This window comes from Pontibacter harenae (assembly GCF_020907245.1).
GTDB lineage: Bacteria > Bacteroidota > Bacteroidia > Cytophagales > Hymenobacteraceae > Pontibacter > Pontibacter harenae.
This window is the reverse complement of the sequence record NZ_JAJJWH010000036.1, coordinates 17,712-44,017: the sequence shown is the minus strand read 5'-3', so window position 1 is coordinate 44,017 and position 26,306 is coordinate 17,712. Positions and strand designations below refer to the sequence as shown.

At 44.1% G+C, this 26,306-nt stretch carries 28 protein-coding genes; 17 read left to right on the top strand and 11 right to left on the bottom strand.

Annotated features, from left to right (window positions below; all coding sequences use genetic code 11):
• Nucleotides 1–344: 344 nt before the first annotated feature.
• From LN893_RS15700 to LN893_RS15680, 5 genes are all read left to right on the top strand, one after another.
• A complete protein-coding gene (locus tag LN893_RS15700; RefSeq protein WP_229971704.1) occupies nt 345–947 on the top strand; it encodes an RNA polymerase sigma factor in 603 nt (200 codons plus the stop codon).
• Nucleotides 922–1,152: a hypothetical protein gene (locus LN893_RS15695; RefSeq protein ID WP_229971702.1), complete on the top strand. Its 231-nt coding sequence runs from the start codon at nt 922–924 to the stop codon at nt 1,150–1,152. The genes LN893_RS15700 and LN893_RS15695 overlap by 26 nt, the downstream gene beginning before the upstream one ends.
• Nucleotides 1,153–1,170: 18 nt before the next feature.
• Entirely contained in the window at nt 1,171–1,851 is a 681-nt protein-coding gene (gene nth / locus LN893_RS15690; RefSeq protein WP_229971700.1) for an endonuclease III, read from the top strand.
• Nucleotides 1,852–2,037: 186 nt separating this feature from the next.
• Nucleotides 2,038–2,532: a hypothetical protein gene (locus LN893_RS15685; RefSeq protein ID WP_229971698.1), complete on the top strand. Its 495-nt coding sequence runs from the start codon at nt 2,038–2,040 to the stop codon at nt 2,530–2,532.
• A gap of 282 nt (nt 2,533–2,814) precedes the next feature.
• Complete coding sequence (locus LN893_RS15680) at nt 2,815–4,002, top strand: dipeptidase (protein ID WP_229971696.1); 1,188 nt, start codon at nt 2,815–2,817, stop codon at nt 4,000–4,002.
• 3 nt (nt 4,003–4,005) lie between these two features.
• On the opposite strand, the gene LN893_RS15675 is transcribed toward LN893_RS15680, so the two are convergent.
• Both LN893_RS15675 and LN893_RS15670 read right to left on the bottom strand, forming a co-directional pair.
• Nucleotides 4,006–4,776, bottom strand: coding sequence for an acetolactate decarboxylase (locus LN893_RS15675; protein ID WP_229971694.1), 771 nt, complete (start codon nt 4,774–4,776; stop codon nt 4,006–4,008).
• Between the two features lie 140 nt (nt 4,777–4,916).
• Nucleotides 4,917–5,408, bottom strand: coding sequence for a DUF4890 domain-containing protein (locus LN893_RS15670; RefSeq protein ID WP_229971692.1), 492 nt, complete (start codon nt 5,406–5,408; stop codon nt 4,917–4,919).
• Nucleotides 5,409–5,654: 246 nt separating this feature from the next.
• Between LN893_RS15670 and LN893_RS15665 the strand changes: the two genes are divergently transcribed.
• From LN893_RS15665 to LN893_RS15645, 5 genes are all read left to right on the top strand, one after another.
• Nucleotides 5,655–6,173 carry a hypothetical protein gene (locus LN893_RS15665; RefSeq protein WP_229971690.1) on the top strand — a complete coding sequence of 173 codons (519 nt, stop codon included), beginning with the start codon at nt 5,655–5,657 and terminating at the stop codon, nt 6,171–6,173.
• 218 nt (nt 6,174–6,391) lie between these two features.
• Entirely contained in the window at nt 6,392–6,730 is a 339-nt protein-coding gene (locus LN893_RS15660; protein WP_229971688.1) for a YciI family protein, read from the top strand.
• 248 nt (nt 6,731–6,978) lie between these two features.
• On the top strand, nt 6,979–7,533 hold the full coding sequence (gene msrB, locus LN893_RS15655; RefSeq protein WP_229971686.1) for a peptide-methionine (R)-S-oxide reductase MsrB: 555 nt from the start codon (nt 6,979–6,981) through the stop codon (nt 7,531–7,533).
• Between the two features lie 67 nt (nt 7,534–7,600).
• Nucleotides 7,601–8,086, top strand: coding sequence for a GNAT family N-acetyltransferase (locus tag LN893_RS15650; RefSeq protein WP_229971685.1), 486 nt, complete (start codon nt 7,601–7,603; stop codon nt 8,084–8,086).
• Nucleotides 8,087–8,239: 153 nt separating this feature from the next.
• Nucleotides 8,240–8,533 carry a DUF1330 domain-containing protein gene (locus LN893_RS15645; protein WP_229971684.1) on the top strand — a complete coding sequence of 98 codons (294 nt, stop codon included), beginning with the start codon at nt 8,240–8,242 and terminating at the stop codon, nt 8,531–8,533.
• Nucleotides 8,534–8,580: 47 nt separating this feature from the next.
• Here LN893_RS15645 and LN893_RS15640 read toward each other — a convergent pair whose 3' ends face one another.
• Both LN893_RS15640 and gldB read right to left on the bottom strand, forming a co-directional pair.
• Nucleotides 8,581–9,783: a glycosyltransferase family 4 protein gene (locus LN893_RS15640; RefSeq protein WP_229971683.1), complete on the bottom strand. Its 1,203-nt coding sequence runs from the start codon at nt 9,781–9,783 to the stop codon at nt 8,581–8,583.
• A gap of 51 nt (nt 9,784–9,834) precedes the next feature.
• Nucleotides 9,835–10,836, bottom strand: coding sequence for a gliding motility lipoprotein GldB (gene gldB / locus LN893_RS15635; RefSeq protein WP_229971682.1), 1,002 nt, complete (start codon nt 10,834–10,836; stop codon nt 9,835–9,837).
• 75 nt (nt 10,837–10,911) lie between these two features.
• Here gldB and LN893_RS15630 point away from each other — a divergent pair, with 75 nt between their 5' ends.
• Nucleotides 10,912–11,580, top strand: coding sequence for a porin family protein (locus tag LN893_RS15630; protein ID WP_229971681.1), 669 nt, complete (start codon nt 10,912–10,914; stop codon nt 11,578–11,580).
• A gap of 136 nt (nt 11,581–11,716) precedes the next feature.
• Here the strand turns inward: LN893_RS15630 and LN893_RS15625 are convergent, their stop codons facing one another.
• The 3 genes from LN893_RS15625 to LN893_RS15615 form a co-directional block, all read right to left on the bottom strand.
• The gene (locus LN893_RS15625) at nt 11,717–13,318 is read right to left on the bottom strand and encodes an Rne/Rng family ribonuclease (protein ID WP_229971680.1); all 1,602 of its coding nucleotides are present in this window, start codon (nt 13,316–13,318) and stop codon (nt 11,717–11,719) included.
• A 202-nt stretch (nt 13,319–13,520) separates the two neighbouring features.
• Entirely contained in the window at nt 13,521–14,378 is an 858-nt protein-coding gene (locus LN893_RS15620) for a tetratricopeptide repeat protein (protein WP_229971679.1), read from the bottom strand.
• A gap of 65 nt (nt 14,379–14,443) precedes the next feature.
• Complete coding sequence (locus tag LN893_RS15615) at nt 14,444–14,767, bottom strand: HU family DNA-binding protein (protein WP_369427689.1); 324 nt, start codon at nt 14,765–14,767, stop codon at nt 14,444–14,446.
• Nucleotides 14,768–15,079: 312 nt separating this feature from the next.
• Here LN893_RS15615 and mutY point away from each other — a divergent pair, with 312 nt between their 5' ends.
• The 5 genes from mutY to recG all read left to right on the top strand — a co-directional run bounded on the left by mutY (nt 15,080) and on the right by recG (nt 21,273).
• On the top strand, nt 15,080–16,162 hold the full coding sequence (gene mutY, locus LN893_RS15610; protein WP_229971677.1) for an A/G-specific adenine glycosylase: 1,083 nt from the start codon (nt 15,080–15,082) through the stop codon (nt 16,160–16,162).
• Between the two features lie 108 nt (nt 16,163–16,270).
• Nucleotides 16,271–16,750 carry a single-stranded DNA-binding protein gene (locus tag LN893_RS15605; protein ID WP_229971675.1) on the top strand — a complete coding sequence of 160 codons (480 nt, stop codon included), beginning with the start codon at nt 16,271–16,273 and terminating at the stop codon, nt 16,748–16,750.
• A 26-nt stretch (nt 16,751–16,776) separates the two neighbouring features.
• The gene (gene gldE, locus LN893_RS15600; RefSeq protein WP_229971673.1) at nt 16,777–18,144 is read left to right on the top strand and encodes a gliding motility-associated protein GldE; all 1,368 of its coding nucleotides are present in this window, start codon (nt 16,777–16,779) and stop codon (nt 18,142–18,144) included.
• A gap of 37 nt (nt 18,145–18,181) precedes the next feature.
• Nucleotides 18,182–18,721 (top strand): gliding motility lipoprotein GldD, encoded by a 540-nt coding sequence (gene gldD / locus LN893_RS15595; RefSeq protein WP_500797098.1) that lies wholly within the window; start codon nt 18,182–18,184, stop codon nt 18,719–18,721.
• A 452-nt stretch (nt 18,722–19,173) separates the two neighbouring features.
• The gene (gene recG, locus LN893_RS15590; protein WP_229971669.1) at nt 19,174–21,273 is read left to right on the top strand and encodes an ATP-dependent DNA helicase RecG; all 2,100 of its coding nucleotides are present in this window, start codon (nt 19,174–19,176) and stop codon (nt 21,271–21,273) included.
• An 18-nt stretch (nt 21,274–21,291) separates the two neighbouring features.
• On the opposite strand, the gene LN893_RS15585 is transcribed toward recG, so the two are convergent.
• The gene (locus tag LN893_RS15585) at nt 21,292–21,498 is read right to left on the bottom strand and encodes a hypothetical protein (protein WP_229971667.1); all 207 of its coding nucleotides are present in this window, start codon (nt 21,496–21,498) and stop codon (nt 21,292–21,294) included.
• A 253-nt stretch (nt 21,499–21,751) separates the two neighbouring features.
• Between LN893_RS15585 and LN893_RS15580 the strand changes: the two genes are divergently transcribed.
• A complete protein-coding gene (locus LN893_RS15580; RefSeq protein WP_229971666.1) occupies nt 21,752–23,215 on the top strand; it encodes a hypothetical protein in 1,464 nt (487 codons plus the stop codon).
• Here the strand turns inward: LN893_RS15580 and LN893_RS15575 are convergent.
• The 3 genes from LN893_RS15575 to LN893_RS15565 all read right to left on the bottom strand — a co-directional run bounded on the left by LN893_RS15575 (nt 23,207) and on the right by LN893_RS15565 (nt 26,287).
• The gene (locus LN893_RS15575; protein ID WP_229971665.1) at nt 23,207–23,944 is read right to left on the bottom strand and encodes a glycosyltransferase family 2 protein; all 738 of its coding nucleotides are present in this window, start codon (nt 23,942–23,944) and stop codon (nt 23,207–23,209) included. The genes LN893_RS15580 and LN893_RS15575 overlap by 9 nt on opposite strands.
• A 165-nt stretch (nt 23,945–24,109) precedes the next feature.
• Entirely contained in the window at nt 24,110–25,894 is a 1,785-nt protein-coding gene (locus LN893_RS15570; RefSeq protein WP_229971664.1) for an acyl-CoA dehydrogenase FadE, read from the bottom strand.
• Between the two features lie 27 nt (nt 25,895–25,921).
• Nucleotides 25,922–26,287, bottom strand: coding sequence for a four helix bundle protein (locus LN893_RS15565; protein WP_255710085.1), 366 nt, complete (start codon nt 26,285–26,287; stop codon nt 25,922–25,924).
• Nucleotides 26,288–26,306 lie beyond the last annotated feature (19 nt).

The window sequence follows — 26,306 nt, the reverse complement described above, 5'->3', positions numbered from 1 at the left end:
AAACAAAAATGCAAACATCATACATTGTGAACCACAACTTTATTTTTTAAGCTGCGCATCATGCGGGTGCTAAAAAAATCTCCCAGAGGGGCTACTAATGCAACAAAATGCGCTGTAGGCAGTAATAAGCCCTATATAATTATATAGAAATAAGTCAGCTGCAACGAGATACACTTTGTGGCAGGTATAAAAAGTAAATTATTTTTTCAGTTGCCGCAGCCAAAGCTCTTGCACAGTTTAAAAGCTTTGCATATATTTGATATACACTTCAAAAAACATTTGTTCTAAATAGTAAACGCAACAATATGATTTAAAGCTCTACGTTAACCTAATGTAGCTTTACGATGAATACAACTACCCAGCTGAACGACTCTGCTTTAGTGTCGCTCTATATCGCAGGTAATGAGAATGCGTTTGAACAGCTTGTAAACAGGCACAAGAACAAAGTCTACACAACGATCTTTTTAATTGTAAAAGACTCCTATACAGCCGAGGATTTATTGCAGGACACGTTTATCAAAGCGGTTCATACAATGAAGAGCGGCCGCTATAACGAGGAAGGCAAGTTTTCTTCCTGGATATGCCGTATTGCCCATAACCTGGCAATCGACTTTTTCCGTAAAGAGAAACGAAGCCCGATGGTCACGCTAGAAGATGGCAGCTATGTGTTTAACAACCTATCTTTTGCCGAGGACTCCGCTGAGTCCCGACAAATACAGGAGGACACGCATGCCCGTCTGCGCGAGCTAATCCAGACGCTGCCGCAAACGCAGCGCGAAGTGCTTATGATGCGCCACTACGCCGACATGAGTTTTCAGGAGATAGCCGATGCTACTGGTGTGAGCATCAACACCGCCTTAGGTCGTATGCGCTATGCGCTAATCAACCTTCGGAAGAAGATGCTAAACAGTAATATTGCTTATGATAAAAACCTCTACTCAGAATGAGCTGATACAGTATGTTTATAACGAACTGGCAGATGATGCCCGTGAACAACTGGAGACAGCATTTATGCACGACGAAGAGTTAGCTGAAACCTGCTCAGAACTCCTGCTGATCCAAAACCTGTTAAACGGCGCTATCAGAAGCCCTAAAGATCGCCCGATAGAGAATATCTTAAATTATTCAAAAAGCTTAAGTTTGCAGTCTTAACGACTGCAAACTTTTTTTATGCGCAAGAAAGAACGCTACAGGCTCCTGATCGACTACTTCACGAATAATTTTCCTGAGCCTGAAACCGAACTCGCTTATTCTAACCCGTATGAACTGATACTGGCTGTGGTACTGAGTGCCCAATGTACCGATAAGCGTGTGAACATGGTAACGCCTGCCCTTTTTGAGGCTTATCCTTCGCCAGAACATTTGGCTGCTGCTACGCCAGAAGAAATATTTCCCTACATTAAAAGCATATCGTACCCGAACAACAAGGCCAAGCACTTGGCTGGCTTGGGCAAAATGCTGGTAGAGCAGTTTAACTCCGAAGTACCCAGCACAGTGGCTGAGTTGGTAAAGTTGCCAGGCGTAGGCCGCAAAACCGCCAACGTTATTGTATCTGTTATCTGGAACCAGCCTGCCATGGCCGTAGATACGCACGTGTTCAGGGTTAGCAAACGTTTAGGCTTGGTAGCCAAAGCAGCCAAAACGCCACTAGAGGTAGAAAAAGAATTAATAGCAAACCTGCCCCAGGAGCTTATTTCGAAAGCACACCATTGGCTTATACTACATGGCCGCTACATCTGTATTGCCCGTAGGCCCAAGTGTGAAGAATGCCCCCTCACCCACTTCTGTCAGTTCTTCGAAAAAAATTTCCCGAACATACCTGACGATCCTGAGAACAAATTGGGAGGGTAAAGTGTAACTGTAACGGTGATAACAAATAAGAAAACCTGCTGTGGTGCAAAACTGCGGCAGGTTTTGTTTTTGAACGCTACCAGCTTCTTGTTCAGGGGCTTGCGAAACTACTGCTATCTGCTATATTTGGTAGGCTAAACGTAGGTTATTACGTTTAACTGGAAGTTGTGCGCCATTTCAAAAGATATGCGAATCGATAAGAAAGATATTAAGCCAATTACTGATATTTTAGGTTATGCAGTTCTAGACTCACAAAAACTGGAATATTCGATTGCATATATGATGTTGCTGGCAGATAATGAATTTGATTTGACAGACAAGCAACAAGATGAAAAGATAGACGATTATATGCTTAATCTCTCCAAGAAAACTTTGGGTGGTTTGATAAGTCAACTTAAAAAATTGATTGAAGTAAATGACAGATTTGCAGAAAGACTTGAAGAGGCTCTTGATGCAAGAAATTACTTAATTCACAGATTTATAAATCAGGAAGGCGAAAAGTTTTTAACAATCAAAGGAAGAGAGGAAGCATTACAGATAGTTAAAGAAAAAAGAGAGATTCTCTACCAATGTTATTTTTTCCTAGACCCATTTATTCAAAAGTTAATGGAATTGAGAGGGTTTTCACATGGTGCAATCACAAAAGAATTGCTTGAAAAGTATGAGCGTGGTGATAAATAAAAAACGAACGCACAACCACAAAAAACATCAACGGCTGGTTTACTGGAGTAGCAAGCGAAGCAGCTATTCACTATCTTATCATCGGCGGACAATATTCTGGCCCTAAAATTCAGCCGCTGTTGTTTTTAACTACGTTATGCACATTATACATATTTAAGCTATATTAGAAGCATAGTATTTATTCAGCAAGCATAACCATTGCAGCCACACAACAAAACTCTTAACCGTCTCCTGGTTATTCTTATTTAAGCACGGCTGCTTTGCTCAAAACAGAAACGAAGCATGAAATTATTTGCCAAAGGTGCAGCTGCCCTTGCCCTCTTCTGTGCCGCTCATTCGGCCAATGCACAGAACTACCAAAAAATCCATCAGAAAGCTATTTTAGTTGACACTCATAACGATGTGCTCATCAATGTGCTGGAAGGGCTAAGGCTGGAAGATGACCTGAGAGGGAAAACGCACTCCGATCTAGCACGCTTCAAAAAAGGTGGCGTGGATGTGCAGTTCTTTTCGGTGTGGAGCGACGAGACCTATGGCAAGGGAAAGGGCTTTGCTTATGCAAACAGGCAGATAGACTCTTTACAGGCCATTGCCGCGCGTAATCCTGATAAAATGGTGATGGTGGGCAACTATCAGGAGCTAATGGACGCGGTAAAGCAAGGGAAACTGGCTGGGCTTGTTGGTGTAGAAGGCGGCCACATGATAGAAGACAGTATTCCGTACCTCGATAGCCTGTACAACAGAGGAGCACGTTACCTTACCCTTACCTGGAACAACTCCACCTCCTGGGCATCTTCGGCCAAAGACGAAACAGCAGGCACGGTACCTAACGCTAAAAGCGGCCTAAACGAGCACGGAAAGCAAATTGTGAGGCGTATGAACGAACTGGGCATGATGGTAGACATAAGCCATGTGGGCGACCAGACTTTCTGGGATGTGATCAACACCAGCACCAAGCCTGTTATAGCTTCCCATAGTAGCGTGCACAATTTCTGTTCTCATTTCCGAAACCTTAAAGACGATCAGATAAAAGCCATTGCTAAAAATGGCGGCGTGGTTCAGCTAAACTTTGCTGCCGATTTCCTGGACTGCGGTGTGCCTGAGCGCCAGCAACAGTTTATGGCAAAGTATAAAACAGAAATAGACTCTTTAAAAAACCGTGGCTGGTCTAACAGCAGAATCAGGAAATGGCTTGTGAACAAATATCCGAAAGAGGCTACCGCTGTACAACCTCCACTTTCGGTATTGCTCGACCACATTGATTATATCGTAAAGCTGGTGGGCGTGGATTATGTAGGCCTCGGCTCTGACTTTGACGGTATTTCTATGGCTCCACAGCAACTAGATGGCGTAGAAGATTATCCGCTCATCACAAAAGGTTTATTGACAAGAGGCTACAGCCAGCAGGATATAAACAAGATATTGGGCGGAAACTTGCTGCGGGTATTCCAGGCAAATTCACCTAGATAACAGCTACTCCGATACAGATTTATTCAAATCAATGTGTCGCAGTAAAGCAGGGTCTGGAAGCCGTACATTTAACTCATTGGCATAATCTATTTCTATGTCCAGCTGATCTGCCACAAAATCCTTTACATGCCCTCCTGTAGTTCTGTTCTGGTCTACAAAATGGAAATGGTAAACTGGGCTGTTAAGTACCTCTGCCGATTGTGGGGTGAAAAAGCCTGCCATCGTACCTTGTATGTCGCTGCGGTTATAAACAACCTCTGGTACATCATCGGTCGGGCGGAACGGCTTGTCCTGCGGATTAAACGTACGGTAGGTAATGGAAGAAAACTTGCCTCGTACTCTAATGGCAGCAAAGGTATTCTTCGTGATAACAGAATCCAGGTAAGCCTCCAATTCTTTCAGCGTTAAACGCCTGTCAATACTCAGTTGATCGTCTGGCTCAAAGTTTTTAATAGCCGCAAAGGCTACTTTCGTACTGTCAGGCAACTCACGCGCATTTCCGTTTGCTGGTATACCGTAAGCCACACCCTTTATTATCACCAACTCCTCTACCAGCCTGGCCGTGCTGCCCACGCCTAAGCTGCCATGCTGTTTCAGTTCTTTTACCGTGAGCACTCCATTGTATTGGCCAAGGTGTATAGCTTGGTTCAGCGAAGCATAAAAAATGGCATCGTTTTCAGAAGCTTGTGTAGATGTAGAGGTCTTTTCTGCCTCTTTCTCTGTACAGGCACTCACAAGTAAAAGCAACAGTAGCCAGGTGTAAAATCGCTGCATAGCTATCGTATAGGTCCTATAGGTATAGCGAAAGTGGGCTAGGCAAGGTTATCGGGCACAGCAGGTCTCTGTGCAACTCGTACTAAACAAAAAAGGCAAGCGCTATCGCTTGCCTTTTGCCAGTTGTACTAACTAACGCCTTAGCTTCTTTGCGGACGCTGAGCACTTCTTCCTTTAAAATCTTTGCCTTGGTGGTCTCTCCTGCTTTCCATACGAGCTCTCATCTCTTTCTGATCGGCCTCATATTTAGCATATTGCTTTTTAGTAAGGATGTCTTTTAGTTCATCATTCCATTTCGCGCGGCGGGTCTGCATCTCGCTACGTATTTGGCCACGGTCGCTGGCATTGCTTCTTTTGCCACGCATTGCTTCCATTTCCTTTTCATGCTTCAGGTTAAGGGCCTGTAGCTTTTTAGTCTGCGATTTATTCAGCTCCAGCTTTTGGCTCAGCCTGTCTGTTTTTAGCTGCGCTCTTTCTTCTGGGCTTTTCTTGTCTTTAGACTTATATTTTCTGGCACCTTTATCAGCTCTTTGCTCGGTACGGGCTTTTATTTCTTTTTGTGGGGCGTTTTGTGCAAAAGAACTTCCTGCAACCATAACACCCAGGGCTAGCATTACAATAACCTTTTTCATCTTCTTTCTCTTATTAAAGTTGTGGTCAACACTTCCAAAGCAATTGTCCAGGCCTGGTTCTATGCTCTTCTTGATGACCTAATACCAAAGCTCATGCCAGAAATTAAAGTTATCACATCAAGTAGCTTTCACAGCTAAAAAAAATATGCTTCCCTCGGCAGCTATCAGACATAAAAAGTGTAGCGATACAAATGCAAAAACGCTATCTTTCATTTTGTTAACACTATAAAACTGTTTCTCTCATCCATGAAAAAACTTTTCCTACTTCCGCTATTCTTCCTGTTGATGATAAGCGCTCATGCTCAAAAGCAATCTGAAAATATAAAGAGGCAGGCACAAGCCATGTCTGATGCCGTTTTTCAGAAGAACTATGAGCTAATGGCTGACTATACTTACCCGTGGGTAGTGGCGCAGATGGGCGGCAAGGAAAAGATGATTAGCATGATATCGTCGGCTATGGAAGAAATGGCTGCACAGGGAGCCACGATACAGGAAGTAACACTAGGGGAGCCAAGCCAGGTAGTAAAAGCAGGAAACGAACTGCACTGCATTCTGCCTCAGAAAACTGTACTTAAACTTCCCAACGGCACGGTTTCGAATACCAGCAGCTTACTCTGCATCTCGAAAGACAATGGCACCAAATGGTCCTTTCTAGATCTTGCCCAAGTAGACGAAGTCACCTTAAAAACCATTTTCCCTGATTTTAACACTGCCCTTGTAATTCCAGCTAAGCAGCAACCTGTTTTCTTGCCCAATGGGAAGTAAGCATGCTACAAAAAATCTCAGCTCTAATATCTTTATTAGGCAGGTGTGTTTGTCTATAAGTAAAACATTATGAACAAACATCTGCACTACGCTTTGCTACCACCGCTACTCTTTTGCAACCCATAGCACCTTCAATCAGCATGATTGAAACACGACAGCAAACTGATAAAATATGCCACCTCTTACGAAAATTTCTAACCTTTAAAATAACAGCCAAGATGAAACAATACATGCTTTTTCTGAAGGAAGATTTACAGGCAGCACAGCAACTTACTCCCGAGCAAATGGAAGCCGACATGCAACAATACATGCAGTGGGTAGAGGAGCTAACGCAAGCCGACCAGTTCGTAGCCGGCGATCCACTGGGCTTCGGAGGCTATCATATTACCAAAGATGCACTTTTAACGGATGGTCCCTTCGTGGAAAGTAAAGAAGCTATCAGCGGCTATTTTATCATCAAAGCCACCTCAGACGAACAGGCTATAGAAATTGCCCGCCAATGCCCTATCTTTAAAACTGGTGGAAGTGTGGAGCTAAGGCCAGTTATGCAGAACTAAACAATCCTGCATTTACAACAGATGTTGAGCCTTTGCTATAGCTCCCTTACAAAGAGGCTAGGGCAGATGAAGGCTCAAAGCTTTGGCACTGGCAAAATAGAGTAGAGCAGCAGTACCGACAAGAGAAATTAGTGGCACTTTCTCCGCCACAAATAGGTTAAGAAACTATACAGTTTAAACCACAGCTAAGCTGGCATATAAATCCAGGTTAGCATGCATTTCGTTAGTACTGCACTTAAAATCATAAAATGGAGCGACTCTTTTTATCCTTTATCCTGGTTACCTTCTCTTTGTTTGGCTGCCAACCCACAACAGAAAATACTACTGCCGCTGAACTTCAGGTAAGCGAAGCAGCGCAAAATCTTAAGAACCCCTATTACTCCCGTACCGATACCACAAAACTGAACCTCCCCGATGCAACCTGGCGAAAAGTGTTGTCGGCAGATGTGTATAGAATAGCACGCGGAAAGGCTACTGAAAGGGCTTATACTGGCAAGTTCTGGGACCATCATGGAGTAGGTACCTATTACTGCGCAGCGTGTGGCAATGCACTTTTTAAATCAGATACCAAATACGACAGCCAGTGCGGTTGGCCAAGTTTCTATCAGGAACTGCGTGCAACAAGCGTCGCTTATGAGCAAGACAACTCACTTGGAATGGTCAGGATTGAAGTACTGTGTGGCCGCTGCGATGCACACTTAGGTCATATTTTTGATGATGGTCCGCCGCCAACAGGCAAGCGTTTCTGCATGAATTCGGCTGTGCTCGATTTCGAACCAGACGTAAATCCTGCCTTCAGATAAGATCTAAACTTTTGACTTTCTACTTTACCTGTGCCACCGCTTTTTAGCAGTGTTACAGGCTACTCCTATGCCAATAACTTCTCATAACTTATCCATCAGAAAAGCTAATCTTGATGACCTGCTAGCCATCCGAAAGATTGATAAGCATTTATTTAACTATGAAAGCTATCCTGTATTTGTGCTGCGCCAGTTTTTGGACATTACAAACGGTTTAGTAAAAGTAGCTGCCCTGGCAGAAGAAACTGTAGGCTATACCATCGGCCACTATAACCAGGAAACCGCCGAAGCCTGGGTTCTTTCTCTTGGCGTGATGCCAGGCCATAGAGGGAAACAAATCGGACAGAAACTACAACAGGAGCTGCTAAATGACATAGCAGCGAAGGGAGCCAGCAAAATTACGCTTACCGTACATCCTGAAAACGCTTCTGCCATAAGAATTTACGAGAAATCTGGCTTCGTTAAAACAGAGGCACAACAAGATTATTATCTAGATGGCACTCCCCGTTTGCTGATGGTGAAACAGCTAAATGAAGTTAAAAAGGTAGAAGGTTAGAAAGGGAGAGGGTGCCTCATGTGTGAAACAAGCATAGAACAGTCTAATAATTCATCCATAAGAAACCAACATTCATTTGTAAAGGAAGACACAACTGTAGCTTGTATATTTCTCCTGCACTTTGTATCATTAGGGAAAATAAACCTAATTAATATGCCTGCTTATATTATTGTTGAGATAGACGTTACCGACCCAGCCACTTACGAAGATTATAAAAAACTGACACCAGCCTCGCTTGCACCTTATGAGGGCAAGTTTGTAGTTAGAGGTGGCACCACCGAAAGCTTAGAGGGCGGTTGGCAACCGCAGCGCCTTGTGGTGCTGGAATTTCCTAGTGTAGAGCGGGCAAAAACCTGGTGGAACTCACCTGAATATTCGAAAGCAAAAGCTATTAGGCAGAGCGCCTCCAACACTAAAATGCTGGTAGTAGAGGGCTTTGAAGGATAGTAGCAGCTTATGAAAAAAAGGTGGAACAGGTAATGAAACAGAAGTTTTTACGATTGTTGCTGTGCTCTTTGTAAAACCTGTTCCACCTTTGTTACGAGCATTTGTCTGTCAAATATTTCCTTGGCTATAATAGCTCCGTTCGCTCCTTTTTTCTGAAGGATCGCTGCATCTGCAAGTGCGCTTTTTATTGTCTGTGCCAGAAGCTCATGCTGCTCGGCTGGTGTGTACCACCCCACATTATACTTTTGGACAAAGCTATTAGTCCAGCCAGGGTTGGTAACGATAACAGGCGTACCACAGCCCAGACTATCGTAGAACTTTGCGGGTGAATTAGCGGCCAAAACTGGTAAATTGCTGAAAGTTACTAAGGACAGATCGGCTAGCTTAAACAGCTCAAAAGTGTCCTGACGGTTCTGCGGTGGCAAAAGCAGCAGGTTAGGCATTCGCGCTGCCAGCTCCTGAAGTTGTGGCTCATAGTATCCGCTACCCGTAAAAACAAATTTTATCTCTGGCTCCGAGGCTAGTACCTCAATAGCCTTCATCAAGGTAGGGATGTCATTTGCGCGGCCATAGGTGCCTGCATACAGCACTACCCGTTTACCTTCTAACTGGTACCTCTCCCGAAGCAGTTCAACCGCGGCAGGCTTTACAGCCGCTATCATGTTTAAATCAGTACCGTTGTAATTTGTTGTAATCTTGTCCCTGCTGATGCCAAGGCTTGCTACATAATCTGTCATATTAGGCGATAGCGTGATTATGTGAGCCGCACTTTTGTAGAGACTTTTCTCTAATACATAAAGCCGCTGCTGTAGCCATTTGTTTTTTACGGCTCCCATTTCAATCGGAAACTTTGGCCACAAATCCTGTACTTCAAAAACCCATGGCACACCTCGTAACTTTGCTACCTGTGCTGCCACCCAGGGTGTTGAAAGCGGTGTAGATACTGCCCAAATTATGTCTGGTTTAGGAAGCTCCATTGCTTTCTTGAAGCTAAATGCAGCAAAGCCTGCAAAGGATTTCAGGCGCTGCACCACGCCCATTTTGTTTGCATAAGGCACCGTGCTCTCATGTAATTCAACCCCTTCTGGCACCCAGCTATAGTTGTTTGTAATGCGTGCAGATCTCCAGCCATCAGTAGTCACTAAAGTCACCTTATGCCTTTTCGTCAACTGCTCCAAAAAAGAATAATGGCGGCTGGTGGCGGGGCAATCAGGATTGGTATGGTGCTGGTTTAGTATCGTAATCTGCATGAGAATGGTAAGGCCTGTGTAGCAACTACTGCAGGTAACAAATTAAAATACCTACCTCCTCTCTGGCCTGTACTTCGATTCGTTAAAGATTTTTGATGCGTCTGTTTCAGCCATCAGTTCAGGAAGAGTTACCTCTGGGTGACGTTCCATATACTTTTTAACGATCTGCCAGCCTACCCAAGCTCCTACTCTGCCAGGAGCTTTTGCGTCTATTTCTGGCACATTTGGCCGTTCGCCAATGTATCTGTTAAGTACTACAGGACTCTTCTCGTACAACAGGCTCTTTTCAATGAAATGTGCCCAAACACGGCCTTCGTTATAGTTTACATCAGCTATCTGCTGCCCCGTAAACCCAATAATGGCTGAATCAGCGACACAAGGCATAGCACTTTTAACAAAATAATACGCTTTGCCTACGTTTATCATTTCAGCTAATAAAGTTCTGTCGGCGAAGTTAGTTTTATTAAACCTGTTTGAAAGTAATAGCATAGCAGATGGCACCATGTTCTCCCGCTTGTAGCGCTGCAGAATGTAATCATATGCCTGTGGCCTGTATGTAGCTCCTTCGCCAATAAAATAATCAAGGCCAAAAACTATCAGGCTATCTGACACAAACAAGTCGGCACCCATACTCCCTAATCCCGTCACGAACGTTTTCACCTCTGGAACTTCAAACTCTGGGTAATGGTACTTTATCACCTTAAATGCAGTCTCTAGTTTCTGCCGCTCTTCTCCCATATCGCCAAAGGTTTGAGTAGCCTCCTGGTAGAGTGTATCCAGCGCCTCATTCTGCGATAACGCATACAGAGGATTTAGCAGCAACGAGTCAGAAGGGTACTGATTCCGTTGCAAATATTTAGCAGCAAATAAATTGTTTTGGCTAAGAAACTGTGCAATGTCCTGCTTGGATTCAGCTGAAAAAAAAGGTTTTTCCAAACGCTCAATATTCACATCCACAGCCACTTCCGCGATTTCATCTGGAAGTTCACAACCCTTCTCCTTACATCCGTAAGCAAAAAGAAGAAGGGCAAATACTAGAATTCGATAATACATTATAGTTTATATTTGTACAAAAATAGAAGGTTGTTACGTATTTAAGGTAACACAATTACTTATTTAACTACACACATGAAGAAATTTACACTCTTAATGCTGTTTCTTTGCTTTGGCCTTACAGCTATGGCTCAAATAGAAATTGGTTTGCAGGTATCACCCACTATAGCAAGCAACCGTTTTATTGCGGAAGACGTCTATCAGTTTAACAAAGAAAGTAACAAGTTACGCCTTGGTGTTGGTGTGATAGCCGATTACTTCTTTGCCCAAAATTATGCCTTCAGCACGGGTGTGATGTACCGCAGTAAAGGTAGCGAGATTTCTTACCGCTATACGCGCCAAGATGGCGGCGGCACCACTACTACTTCTGGCCAGGATGACATCTCCCTGCAGTATGTAGAACTACCTCTTTCCCTGAAGCTATTTACAAACGAAGTTGCCCCTGGTACTATTATATATTTTCAGGTGGGAGGCTCTTTAAATACTAAAGTAGCAGCGCAGGTAAACGATAGAAAAGTGATTGATGGTGAAAAGGTAATCAAACGCTTCAATATTTTTGAAGTAGACGCTCTTTTAGGTACGGGTGTAGAATTTCAGCTGGGCGAAAGCACAAAATTATTAGCTGGTCTTACTTATCACCGCGGTCTTACCAACATCGACGATTACTATAAAGATCTTTTAGGAGATAAAAACATAGCTGTTAAGAACAACAGCGTTTCCATTGACTTTGGTATTAAGTTCTAACTTATTGTCACTTGATTGTTACTCGGTGCAAATAAAGTAAAAGAGGATGCCTCTCTGTTTCCTCTTGCATCTTGAGCCTGTACCAACTATAAGTAAAAAGCCGCTGCTAAAGTTTTAGCAGCGGCTTTTTATATTATTATGCTTCGTTTTCTTTTGGTACTTCCACCGCTACAGCTGCGAGGGCAGTACGTAATTCGATTTCTTCACCTCTATCGTCCATCACTGTAAAATCAGTAAGTCCGAGCGAGGTATCCTTAACCAAATTAACCCTTTTAAAATATTTGAAAAACCATCTCATCTGTTTCGATACTACTCCTTTGGTATAATAAGCATACACAAACGGATGTACATATATCGTCAGGCTCTTATGGTTGTGGCTCGTCAGCAGGTCGTCTACCGCTGCGTCAATTTCGTCTGTAACCAGTATACTGGCTGTAATTTTTCCAGTGCCGTTGCAGGTTGGGCAAACCTCTCCAGTCACTATGTTTTGTTCTGGCCTTACACGCTGGCGTGTAATCTGCATCAGGCCGAATTTTGAGATTGGAAGCACCGTGGACTTAGACCTGTCCTTGCGCATCTCCTCTTTTACCACCTCAAAAACTTTCTGGCGGTTTTCTATCGACTTCATATCAATGAAGTCTACTACTATTATACCACCTATATCCCGAAGGCGAAGCTGTCTCACCACTTCTCTGGCAGCCATCATGTTTACATGTACTGCTGTCCCCTCCTGATCGGTTTCGGTATTAGATTTGTTTCCACTGTTAACATCAATAACGTGTAGGGCTTCTGTATGCTCTATTACCAGGTAACCGCCACCTGGTATCGTTACTGTTTTTCCGAACGCAGCTTTTAGCTGTTTCTCAATGTTAAAGTGTTCAAAGGTTTTTGTCTTGCCAGAGTAGTGCTTCAATATTTTTAATTTATCTGGAGCAATACTTCCAATGTATGTCTTGATCTCGTCATAGAGCAGCGGATCGTCCACTACTATGTTGTCAAAACTCTCGTTTAGCAAATCCCTCAAAATGGAAGAAGAACGGCCTAGCTCTCCGATTACTTTTTCAGATGGTTTAGCCGACCTAAGTGTTTTAAAACCTTCTTCCCAGTTATCGAGCATGTTGCGCAGGTCTCTGTCGAGTTCTGCCACATCACGCCCTTCGGCCACAGTTCTGATAATCACGCCAAAGTTCTCTGGTTTGATAGATGTTATCAAACGCTTAAGGCGTGTTCGCTCTTCTTTGCTGACAATTTTCTTGGATACACTTACCGTGTTTGAAAACGGTACGAGCACCAGGTAACGGCCAGCCAGCGAAATCTCACAGGACAATCGTGGGCCTTTTGTAGAGATAGGTTCTTTTACAATCTGGACTAAGATCTGCTGTCCCTTTTTAAGGACATCAGCCATCTTGCCCAGTTTGTCTATCTCTGGCTCAAATTTTAACTGGTTAAGCTTCGGTGAAGCGTTCTTCTGTGTCTGTGCCGCCTTTACATACTTGTTTAAAGTTTTGACATTGGCTCCCAGATCATGATAATGCAAAAATGCATCTTTCTGGTAGCCAATGTCAATAAAGGCAGCATTAAGGCCTGGCATCACTTTTTTTACAGTACCCAGAAAAATATCACCTACGATGTAATTGGTATCTTTACGTTCGAAGTGATACTCTACTAGTCTTTTATCCTGTAAAAGCGCAATACGTTCTCCATCTTGAGTAGAATTGATGATTAGTTCATTACTCAATTTCTCTCAAAGATTAGTTGGATGTATAGACCAAAGCCCACTATTGCTGAGCAATGTGGGCCTTATACTACTTAGAAGAAATTACTTCTTCTTATGTCTGTTCTTTCTTAGACGCTTCTTTCTTTTGTGTGTAGCGATCTTATGTCTTTTTCTTTTCTTTCCGCAAGGCATAGTCTTGTTTTTTTATGTTTCAGTAATCTTTTTAATTCAATTTCGCCAGGTATTCATCAACTGAAGCAGCCAGTGCAGGATCGTTACTCATTCCCTTCACTTTGTTGAACAAGCGCTTTGCCTCTTCGTTCTGCCCCGTTTCAGCTAATGAAACTGCAAGGTAGAAAGTTCCCTCTACATGTTCTGGGTTAACAGATACAAGCTTTTGAAAACGTTCTGCGGCTTTGTCGTACTGGTTAGACTGTATAGACAGAATCCCCAGGTTAAACAACGCCTTCTCGTGATTTGGGTTTGTAACAATAACCTCGCGCAGCAAAGTAATTCCCTGCATTGGGTTCGATGTAGCTATATACGTCATAGCTATATTCGTCTTTGCATCAAGGTCGGAAGGATTGTTACTTAAAACACGCTCATACATGCTGCGTGCTTTTCCTCCCAACTCATTTGCGCGTTCCTGTGTAGGTGCAAACGTAAAGGCTTCATAATAGGCATTACCCGCTTTCTTAAAGCTCTGCTCTCCTGGACGGGCATTGGCGGCCACTTCGTAAAAGTAGCCAGCACTATCATATTTATTAGCGTTTGCAAAAGCCTCAGCCAACTCTACGGCTAAACGGCCTCTGGTTTGCTCATCAGAAGCCTTATTATACTTAGCGCGGGCTGTTGTTAAAGCCATTACCTGCTCAGGAGTGGCAGCCATATGAGCTGTTGTCTCTTCGGCTGCATGGTTATGCCCATCGTCTTCAGAGTGGCCTTCGGCCTCACTACCTGCCGCATTGGCCTGGGCCATGCTGCCTTTATCTTCTTTGTTTACAACCACTTTAGGCAAGAAGAATATGGCGGCCACCAACGCGATGGCTGCAACAACTATCAGTATTTGGGACCGTGACATTCTTCTTTCCTAAATGGTTGATTTAAAGTATTAAACTTTGCTAAAGAGGACAAAGATACAAAAAATTAAGAATGTGCTAATTCTTTGATTTTCTTACTGTTCTTGATCTTCTGGATAAATGTTTTTGACGGCTTAAAGCTAGGGATAAAATGCTCGTCAATGATGATAGAGGTGTTCTTCGAGATATTACGAGCAACTTTCTTCGCGCGCTTCTTATTCACAAAGCTTCCAAAACCTCTAACGTAGATATTATTACCTTCTGCCATAGAGTCTTTAACTACTTTGAAAAATGCCTCGATGGTAGATTGCACGTCCGCTTTATCAATCCCTGTTTTATCAGCAATCTCTGATATTACTTCTGCTTTAGTCACTTTCTTAGATTTATAAATTAATAATAGATAAATTAACTTTCGATCTCTTTAAATCAGGAAAAGCCTATCCATTCCCTGATTTTCGGGGCACAAAGGTAGTTTTACTTTTCGATAAGTAAAAGCTTTAGCCCTAAATTATTACGGGCTATAACAAGCGTATTTTGCCCTTAAAACGCTGCTCCAGCAAAGGCTACAATACCTTAATCAAGGTTCAAACGAAGGTAGAATAGGTATATTTCAATAACTCCTTTAAACTTACATACAAAACAAAGCTATACCTTTGTCTGTTTCACTTTGTGGCCCTAGTCATAAACCTGCCACATTTTATGCATGGACAACTCTTTTTATTCAGGTACACTTATAGATTGGTATGAGCGGCACAAGCGGTCGTTACCTTGGCGCGAAACAACAAACCCTTACCATATATGGCTGTCGGAGGTAATTTTACAGCAAACGCGTGTAGCGCAAGGTATGCCTTATTACCTTAAGTTTGTAGAAGCCTACCCAACGGTGCAAGACTTGGCAGCAGCTCCAGAAGACGAAGTAATGCGTTTATGGCAAGGCTTAGGCTACTACTCCAGGGCTCGCAACATGCACTTTACAGCTAAGCAGGTAGTAAATGAGCACAGAGGCAGCTTCCCAGAAACCGCACAGGAACTATTGAAACTGAAAGGGATTGGAAGTTACACCGCAGCAGCAATTGCCTCCTTTGCTTTTAAAGAGAAAGTGGCTGTGCTGGATGGAAATGTATTTAGAGTGTTGGCCCGTGTCTTCGGTGTTACAGAAGACACGGCCGCACCTGCTTCCCGCAAAGTTTTCCAGTCTTTAGCAAACACGTTAGTGCCTGCAACCTCTCCAGATACCTTCAACCAGGCAATTATGGAGTTTGGCGCCATACAGTGCACGCCTCTTATGCCTGACTGCATGTTCTGCCCGCTACAACAGACCTGCTTTGCCTTTAACAACGGCATGGTACAGGAACTGCCTGTAAAGTCGAAAGCAAAGGCGGCCAAGCCACGCTTTTTCCACTATTTTGTATTTAAGTGGCAAGACCAATATTACCTGCGCAAGCGCTTGGCGGGCGACATCTGGCAAGGCCTTTATGACTTTTACCTGTACGAGAGCAACAGCAAAAGCCTAAACGAAGATGGACTGCTGCAGGAGTTACAGCAAGCAGGCATTCCTGTTTCGGAAGCACAGATACAGACACCCACGAAGGAGTATAAACATGTGCTCAGCCATCAAAAAATCATGGCTAAATTTTACCTGATCAAGCTTAAAAATCGTTTAAAAGACGAAGTAGCCCAGGAGGCCAGGCTCGGACTTTATAGCAAAGAAGAAGTAGAGAATTTGCCTAAATCTATTCTGATAAATAGCTATTTGAAAGATGCCAGAATTTTAGTAAATTTATAGACTGAACTAATACAAGAAATTTAGCATTTGTATAGTTTAGTAGCCATAATTGCCTCCTGCTTGGTTGCAGGAGTAGCCCAAATAACTCAATATAAAACAAAAGAAGACATGGCAAGTGTAAACAAAGTGATTCTGGTAGGAAACTTAGGTAAAGACCCAGAAGTAAGGCACCTCGAAGGTGGTGTAGCCGTGGCGCGTTTCCCAATCGCGACATCGGAGTCTTTTAAAGACAAAACAGGACAGCGCCAGGAAAGAACAGAATGGCACAACATTGTGCTTTGGAGAGGCCTAGCCGAAGTAGCAGAAAAATACCTCCGCAAAGGACAGTCTGTGTACATTGAAGGCAAAATACGTACAAACCAATACCAAGACAAAGAAGGCGTGCAGCGTTATAGCACCGAGATTGTGGCCGATAACATGACCATGCTTGGCGGGCGCAGCGATAACGGTGGCGGCCAGGGCAACTACCAGGAAGCTGCTTCCTCATCAGGTGGTGGCTATGGCGGTGGCGGAAGCACAACTGCCGCAGCTGGCAACAACAACAGCTCATCCTTCCAGAACGACGAGCCAGACGACTTGCCGTTCTAACCAATGTTTAATCTAATTAAAGTATTTTGGAAAGTTTAGATTCAGGAGACCCCTTTAGTTATAGTTTACTAAAGCTATTGCATAGCTCCTCCGCTTTACTTAGTATAGAATACATAGCGGCTATAGTAGCCTGCTTTTTATTATTGCTGCTTTCTGCCCTTACCTCTGGGGCAGAGGCAGCTTTTTTTTCTCTCTCAGAGCAAGACCTCGACAGCTATAAAACAAGCGAGCAGCCTGCCAAGCGAACAGCCTATAATTTATTACAGTACCCGCGTAAGCTACAAACAACCTTTCTTATTGTAAACAGTGGCATTAATGTCGGTATCATTACCCTGTTTGCTTATATAACCTGGAAAATGTTTGGCTCCACGCAGTTATCAGCATGGGCAGTGGCGGGTTGTGTGTTATCGGCAACCTTCTTCATCGTTTTTTTTGGTGAGGTAATACCTAAGGTGTATGCTCAGAAAGAACGTGCTAACATCGCCTCTGCGTTGGCTCCAAAGGTTAACGCAGCACAAAAGCTGGCAAGCCCCTTGAGGTGGATACTTTATACCATTGGCAATTTTATAGAAAAGCGCTACCGGGTAAACAGCTATAACCAGACGATTGAAGAGTTGCATAACAGCCTCGACAAAGCTTTAACTAACGAAGAAACATCACCAGAGGAGCGCAAGATTTTACGCGGCGTCGTGAATTTCGGGTCTATATCGGTAAAACAGATTATGCGCCCCCGAGTTGATGTTATAGCTTTTAGCACCAGCATGACGTTGCCTGAGCTCTTTCCAGAAATTGCGAAATGGAACTACTCCCGTGTGCCCGTTTACACAGAGAGCAAGGATAAGATAGAAGGGATACTTTATATAAAAGACCTACTGCCGCACCTAAACGAAGGGTCCGACTTCAATTGGCAACAACTTATTAAACCCGCTTTTTGTGTACCAGAGTCGAAGCGTATAGCTGACCTGTTCAAAGATTTCCAGGAAATGCACGTGCACATGGCCATCGTTATAAATGAGTATGGCGGTACCTCTGGCTTGCTGACACTTGAAGATATTGTGGAGGAAATTGTTGGAGAGATAAACGATGAGTACGACGATGACGAACTTATATACTCTCAATTAGATGAAAATACTTTTATCTTTGATGGCAAGACCTCTTTGCACGATTTTTGTAAAATAGCAGAAATCCCCTTTGATGCATTTAACGAAGTAAAGGGCGACAACGAAACTGTTGCTGGGCTTATGACAGCTCTCTTTTCGCGCATACCGCATGTTGGAGAAGACATAGCATATGGGCGATATTCCTTTACAGTAGAGTCGGCGGACTTTAAGCGTGTAAAACGAATCAAGATTAATGTCGCAAGAAAGAAAGAACAATACCACAAAGTTAGCTAAGCTTAAGGTACTTTTATACGTAGGCTTAGCTTCTGCTATGGTAGCCTGCGGTGCTGAATTTACTCCAAAACCTAAAGGGTATAACCGTATCGATTTGCCCTCACAAACATACCAGCAGCTAGCCGAAGAGCACCCTTATACCTTTGAGTATTCGGAACATGCCAAAATTCGCCCTGATTCTTCTGGAATTGCACAGCCGCATTGGATTAACATTATCTATCCAAGCCTTGGAGCCAACGTACAGCTAACCTACAAAGACCTTAACACTAGCAATGAGGATCTTAATAAGTTAGTGGAAGATGCACGAAAACTCACCTCTAAACACCAAGCCAAAGCTTACGCTATCGAGGAATCTGAAATCAAGACTACGCAGGGGCACATTGCCTCTGTTTTTGAATTAGAAGGCGAGGTTCCAAGCCAATTCCAATTCTACGTAACCGACTCTACCGATAATTTCCTGCGCGGTGCCCTATACTTCCGCACCGCTACCCAGAACGATTCGCTGGCTCCTATAATTGATTTTGTAAAAAAAGATATCATCCACCTGCTCAATACGCTGGAGTGGAAGGAGAATTAATTATTGATTGTTGATTTTCAGGAAGAATATGTATTGAAGGGCAAAGGTAAAAGTACCTTTGCCCTTTGCTTTTTTATAGTGCTGCCTGAGTCTGCTTCCTACTGTATTAACTCTCATCTCTTTTTCCCTCTAAAGCTATTTCCGCCGTTGTTGGTGTTCTCACCAACAACCAAACCTAAACTAAAAGCTATGACAATGGCTCCTTTACATAAGCCCACAACGCAAATATTGAGGAAGTAGCGTTAGTAATCCCAAAGAGGTTGTTAGTAAAAACACACAACAATGGCAGGCGCAAAAAACGATTTTCGATGAGTATCAAAGTAACTGCCCCTTTCCAGCCAGCCCCTCCTCTACTTTCAAACAATACTCTAAAGCGGCCGATTCTGCTACTCCTATACCTTAGAATCTTTTATCTTTGTGTATTCATCATCCTTCATTCGTAATCGCGAAGCGTGAACAACTTCTTCAACACAAAAATTGAGTTTCTGAAAGGCGTGGGACCGATGCGGGCGGAGCTGTTGCAGAAGGAGCTGCAGATCTTCACTTACGGCGACCTCATTCAGCACTACCCCTTCCGTTACCTCGACCGCACGCAGTTTTACCAAATTCGGGACCTGGACGAGAGCATGCCTTACGTGCAGGTGCGCGGGCGTGTGCGAGGCAAGGAGCTACTGGGCGAAGGCAGAAAGCAACGTTTGGCGGCTACGTTGGTAGACGAGAACGGTGACGAAATGGACCTGGTGTGGTTCAAGGGCGTAAAGTGGATGCAGAAAACGCTGAAAAACCACACCGACTATATTGTGTTCGGAAAGCCAACTTCCTTTAACGGGAAGTTTAATATGGCGCACCCCGAGCTGGAAGAGCTGGCCGAGGAAAAGCAAACAACTGCTTTTATGCAGCCCGTGTACCACACCACCGAGAAGCTGAAAGCCCACCGCATCGATAGCAAAGTAATCAGCAAGATGATGGAGGCATTGCTGAAGGTGGCTTTCCCGAACATACAGGAGTCGCTGTCGCCAGAACTGATTGAGCACTACCGCCTGATGGACAAGCGCAACGCGCTGCTGAATATCCACTTCCCCGAAACGGTAGACAAGTATAACAAGGCCAAGTTCAGGCTGAAGTTTGAGGAACTGTTTTACATACAGCTGCGCCTGTTCCGCCAGAAAGTGGTGCGCAAAGCCGACCTGAAAGGGCAGGTTTTTAAGCAGGTGCCCATGCTTACTGAGTTCTACAAAAACCACCTCACTTTTGATCTGACTAACGCACAGAAGCGGGTGGTAAAGGAAATTTATGCTGATTTAACTTCGGGTAAGCAGATGAACCGCCTGTTGCAGGGCGATGTAGGCTCAGGCAAAACAATAGTCGCTTTTATTACTATGTTGATTGCCGCCGATAACGGGGCGCAGTCGGTGCTGATGGCACCAACCGAAATTCTGGCCGACCAGCACTATGTGGGCCTGAAGCAATACGCCGATAGCCTGGGCATTAACATTGGCAAACTAACTGGCTCATCCAAAACAAAAGAACGCAGAATTTTGCACGAGCAACTGCAGTCGGGTGAAATGAAGATGATTGTAGGTACGCATGCACTGCTGGAGGATGTGGTGCAGTTCCAGAACCTGGGCCTTTGCATAGTGGATGAGCAGCACCGTTTCGGGGTGGAGCAGCGGTCTAAACTATGGCGCAAGAACCCGCGCGTTATCCCGCACGTGCTCGTGATGACGGCCACACCGATACCTCGTACGCTGGCCATGACGCTCTACGGCGACCTGGATGTTTCGGTAATAGACGAGTTGCCAGCGGGCCGTAAAGAAATCATCACTACCCACCGCTTCGATAGCCACAGGTTGCGGGTGTTCCAGTTTGTGCGCGACCAGATAATGTTGGGCCGCCAAGTGTACATTGTATACCCGCTCATAGAAGAGTCGGAGCAGATGGAGAACTATAAAGACCTGATGGACGGCTACGAGAGCGTGAAACGTGCCTTCCCTGAGTTTAAGATCAGCATGGTGCACGGAAAAATGAAGGCGCAGGACAAAGACTACGAGATGCAGCGATTTGTGAAGAACGAGACGCAGATAATGGTAGCCACCACCGTAATTGAAGTGGGTGTAAACGTGCCGAATGCCTCTGTGATGATTATTGAAAGTGCTGAGCGTTTCGGGCTGTCGCAGTTGCACCAGTTGCGGGGCCGTGTAGGCCGAGGGGCCGACCAGAGCTACTGCATACTGATGACGGGCTACAAGCTGAGCAAAGACAGCAAAACAAGACTGGAGACGATGGTACGCACCAACAACGGCTTCGAGATTGCTGATATAGACCTGAAGCTACGCGGGCCTGGAGATTTGATGGGTACGCAGCAGAGCGGCGTGCTCGATTTACTTATTTCGGACCTTGCCAAAGATGCGCCTATACTACAGGAAGCGCGTGCAGCAGCACAAAACATTCTGAACGAGGACCCACAGCTGGAACAGCCGCAAAACCAGAATATTCGCAGGCATATTCAGTCTTTAAGCGTCAACTCAGTTAACTGGAGCCGGATTAGTTAAGATTTCTAGCGTATAATTTTAATCAATCAAAGTTATAGTTTGATTGTTAACCTCTTCTAATTCATCTAAACCTCTCAAAGCATCAGCTTTATGATTGTAGTTGTAATCAGGCACAGCAGGAGCTTTTAGAGGCATTGCCTCTGCCGTTTTCACATCATTCTCCTTCGCTAATTTACCTGTTACAATGAGAGCTATAAAAAGGAAAATCTTGAGTAAAAATTTCATAGTTTAGTGTACCAATCTTTCTGGAGCAGGTTACGGAACAGCCAATATTTTTATGTAAACTTGTTAAAAACTATAACTTATTCCATTATTAAAATAGGCTCTGCTATATTTATATATACCTCCGAACAGTTACAAAAATAGCACAAAGAGCGAAGGGTTTGGTTCCACGAGAAACAATAGTATAAGCTCTATACCCGATACGCATCAAAGGCTACAGAATTTTACTACACCAAAATATTTCGAATTTACACGCGTGAAAAAACTATTCGTTACAGCTATATTATTTTTAAGTGTCCTTTGCAGCGCTACTGTTATACAGGCACAGTCCAGAACCAAGGCCTCAGTAGATTTTAGCTATTTACCAGATGCTGGTGAAGATCGCTACAACCAGCGCATCGCTCATAAAACTATTCCTGTTGGTCAAGATGATTTTTTGATACTTAGCCGAAAGGCAGCGGACACTTACACCGTAGAGAAGTATAGCGCTAATTTAAAAAAAACATGGGAAGAGGCTATTCCGTTACAACCTTCCGAAACCGTTGAAGCGTTTTTCACAAACAAAGATGCTGCTATTGTTATCACACGCCGCGATAATGGCCAAGGCTCTCAACAGCTATTTGGGCACCGCATAAACCTTGCAACTGGTAAAAAGCAACAAAACACTTTGCTCTTAGAGGCCCCTGCCAAAGCAAGAAGAGCGGGTATAGCAAGCTCAGCCGACGGTAGCAAACTTCTTGTTTTCCGCTACCAAACCACAGCGAATCAGCAAATACAAAAAATAAGCGGCACCCTGTACGATGGCAACCTCTCCAAACTGAGCGACACCAACTATGATCTTAGCGACACACCAGCTATACTTTCGGCAGACGTACAGGTAAACAACAGCGGCGATCAATTTATCAGTCTTATTTCTGATAACATGAACCGACTAACGGTACGCCTGTATAAGCTAAACGCAAAGGAAGCAAAAGTTATGTCGGTGTTGGTAGGCGGTGTGTTTGATGGGCAAAAGGTGTACATCATCGATTCAAAATTCAACCTAATGCCCCAGGGCTCGCTTTACGGAGCGGTGCTTACTGCAAACCAACAAACAAGCAAGTACTACAGCTTAAAAGCCGTTAAATTCGATTTTGAGGCAGAAGACATGGTTTTTGCAGAGGAATTTAAGTTCACACCCGATTATCTGGCCAAGATTAACACGCTAGATAAAAGCAGCGGCCCCAAGCCACAGCGCCTGGAAGACATTTACCTGTCCGACTTATACCTTACGCCAGAACAAAAACTGGTGGTGTTAGCGGAGAAAAAGTATGTGGCGGGCGGAAAAGACTCGCCGTATTTTGCCAAGGAACTACATCTCTTTGCCTACGACGAATACATGAACAGTGCCTGGAATTCTGTGTTGATGAAAAACCAGGAGGCTCCTGCAGAAGAAGCTTTTTCGGGAATTTCTTACGCTGCTACCCTACAGGGGAAAACACTACACCTACTCACGCTGGAAAACCTGAACGGCAAGCACGACTTATACCTACGCCAAATTGATACCAGCACAGGCACTACCACAGCGCCTAAAGCAGTAGGTTTAAAAGTAGCTAACGATACAAATTTGGCTTATGTAAAAGACTTCACCAGCTGGCTTTCAGAAAAAGATATTATTACGGTTGTGAGGCCAAACAGGAAAGCAGACGGATTACGATTGAGCCATATACAGTTAAAATAGCCTGTAACGTAACTTTGATTTAAGCTCGTATCTGAAGCCTTTGCTTTCGCTGTAGGTGGATACGGGCTTAGTGAATGAAGCCAGCTGCAGCATCATGTGCGAGAGACCGACATAATTTACAATATCTACATACATCAGAAACTCGCGCACCGAACCATCCCAAACACCAAGTTTATCGACTTTATAAGTGTTAAGCGCCGACCAAGGCACCCACCGCACCTGCTTCTTATGCCGCAGCATATAGCGGTTGATGGCAACCTCTAATTGGTACGGCTTTAAGGACTGCGCAAGTATCTCTCTCAGGTCGGCTGTGCGTAAAATGCGCTCACCCGATAAGAGCACGTCGCTCCGGTACCATTTCACAAACCAAGGCGAATTAACTCGCCGTAAAATCACCATATCAATAGCGTCATATTCTGTATAAGCTTTTATGGCATCTTCTATTTCTTCTTTCTTCAGTCCTTGCAAATCTGCGTCCATCATCAGCACGTGCTCATTTTTCACATGTTGAAGTCCGTAACGTATAGCAGCCGTTTTTCCTCCGTTTTTCGGAAGCTTCACGAGCTGCACCTTTGGCCACTTCGACTTTATGATTTTTGATGTACCATCTGTTGATCCGTCATCCACACAAAGTACCTGGGTAACACTTTTTATCTTTGTTACCACTTCTAACACACATCCTATTCTTTCCTTTTCATTAAAAAAGGGAATCAGACAAGTAATACTCATAGTTTCATTTATGGTCAAGTTAAGGTGCTTACTCACCTTACGGAAAAACTGGTTGAACTTCCGATTTTAAGCCGAAAATTTATACAATATCTAGAATACTAAAAAACAAAAAAGCCACTGTATATAAACAGTAGCCTTAATAACAATATTATAATTTGTCAGAAATTAATAAACGTACCCGTTGGCCTCAATCAGCTTGCTTGCTATGCGGCGGCGAGCTTCTTTTGTATTGAAAAGATCTTTTTTTGTGAAGCGTTTTAAGCCCATAAACAACAGGCGCTGCTCATCACCTTCAGTCATGGCGGCAATAGCCTCTTTACCAGCTTTGAAGGCCGCATCTACCGCATCATTCACAACCACACGCACAATGTCAATCTCTTTAGCCACAGCTTCTTCACCGTTCTGACCTACCAGCTTATCTACACGTAGCAGCGTAGACTCTGCTACATAGGTTTTGATAGCCATATCAGCTACGTTCATCAATATCTCCTGCTCTTTTGCTAGCGAATTCATGTACTTCTGAACAGCTGTGCCAGCCACCATCAGTATAGCTTTCTTCAGGTTTCTGATAGCCTTGTATTCTGCCGTAAACAAACCTTCTTCTTCGGCCCCAAAATCAGGAATAGCCATTAGTTCTTCTTGCACTGACTGTGCTGGTCCCATCAAGTCTAACTCACCCTTCATCGCTTTCTTCAGAATCATATCCACCGTCAGCATGCGGTTAATCTCATTTGTTCCTTCGAAAATGCGATTGATACGGGCATCGCGGTAAGCACGATCCATCGGGTAGTCGGCAGAGAAACCGTAACCACCGTAAATCTGCACTCCTTCATCCACTACATAATCCAGCACTTCAGAGCCTTCTACCTTTAATATGGCACATTCTACGGCAAACTCACGCGCTGCACCAAGCAGTGCCTCGTTTTCGTCTTTGCCCTGCGCCATAAGCTCCTGCTCCATGCGGTAGATATCCATACCAGCACGATACATCGCCGATTCTACGGCATAAATACGAATGGCCTGCTCTGCCAGCTTGTAGCGAATAGCACCGAACTTTGAGATTGGCAAGTTGAACTGCTGACGCTCATTTGTATACTTCACCGATAGGTCTGCTACCTTTTTGCAAGCACCCAGCGTAGCAGCAGCCAGCTTAATGCGGCCAATATTCAGGATGTTAAACGCGATTAGGTGTCCTTTCCCGATCTCGCCCAGTACGTTCTCTACTGGCACCTGGCAATCTTCGAAAAACACTTGGCGGGTAGAAGACCCTTTGATACCCATTTTGTGCTCCTCATTGCCTAGGCTAAGACCAGGAAAGTCTTTCTCTACAATAAAGCCTGTAAACTTGTCGCCGTCTACCTGCGCAAATACCACAAATACGTCGGCAAAGCCAGCGTTAGTGATCCACATTTTCTGACCGTTCAGGATATAATGTGTTCCAGCCTCGTTCAGCACTGCCTTAGATTTTGCAGCCAGGGCATCAGAACCTGAACCTGGCTCTGTTAAGCAGTAAGCCGACATCCACTCGCCGCTTACCAGCTTCGGAACATACTTCTGCTTCTGCTCATCTGTACCGAAGTATAAGATGGGCAACGTACCTATACCTGTGTGTGCCGCAAAGGCCACCGGGAAGGAATGTCCGCCACCTACTGCCTCCGTTACCAGCAGAGCAGTATTGAAGTCCATATTCAGGCCGCCATACTGCTCTGGAACAGACACAGCAAAAAGCCCCAGTTCTCCTGCCTTTTTCATCAGGCTCTCCATCAGGCCTTCCTCATGGGCATCCAGCCGATCCAGCAGCGGGTATACTTCATCCCGTACAAAATCGCGGCATGTCTGCGCCATCATCTGTTGTTCTTCATTAAATTCTGCAGGCGTAAATACATCCTGCGGGCTAGTTTCCTTTATCAGGAACTCGCCTCCTTTTATGGTTGCTGTTTGGTTTGCCATATTTTTTTAGATTTTAGATGCTAGACTTTAGATATTAGATTTTTTTATTATTGAACTCCTAAAACTGTGAATCATCTTTTGTATCTGCTCTAGTTGACCCAGCAGAGGATAAAGTGAAGCCTCTTTTATAAGCCCAATTGAGCTTGCTAAAAGAAGCTGTGTTTCTAGTTCAAAAGCTGAGCCTAATGCTATACTTAGAAACTGCGCAAATTCTTTGGTTGAGTTTCTACCTGCCCCTTCAGCAATGTTTGATGGGACAGAAACAGCCGCTCGATTGATTTGAGATGTTAAACCATACTTCTCGTTTGATGGAAAGCTAGCTGTAGTTTCATACACTAACTTTGCTAACTCCATTGAACGTTGCCAAATCTTTAAATTCTTAAAGCTGTGCATGAAGAAAGTCTAACATCTA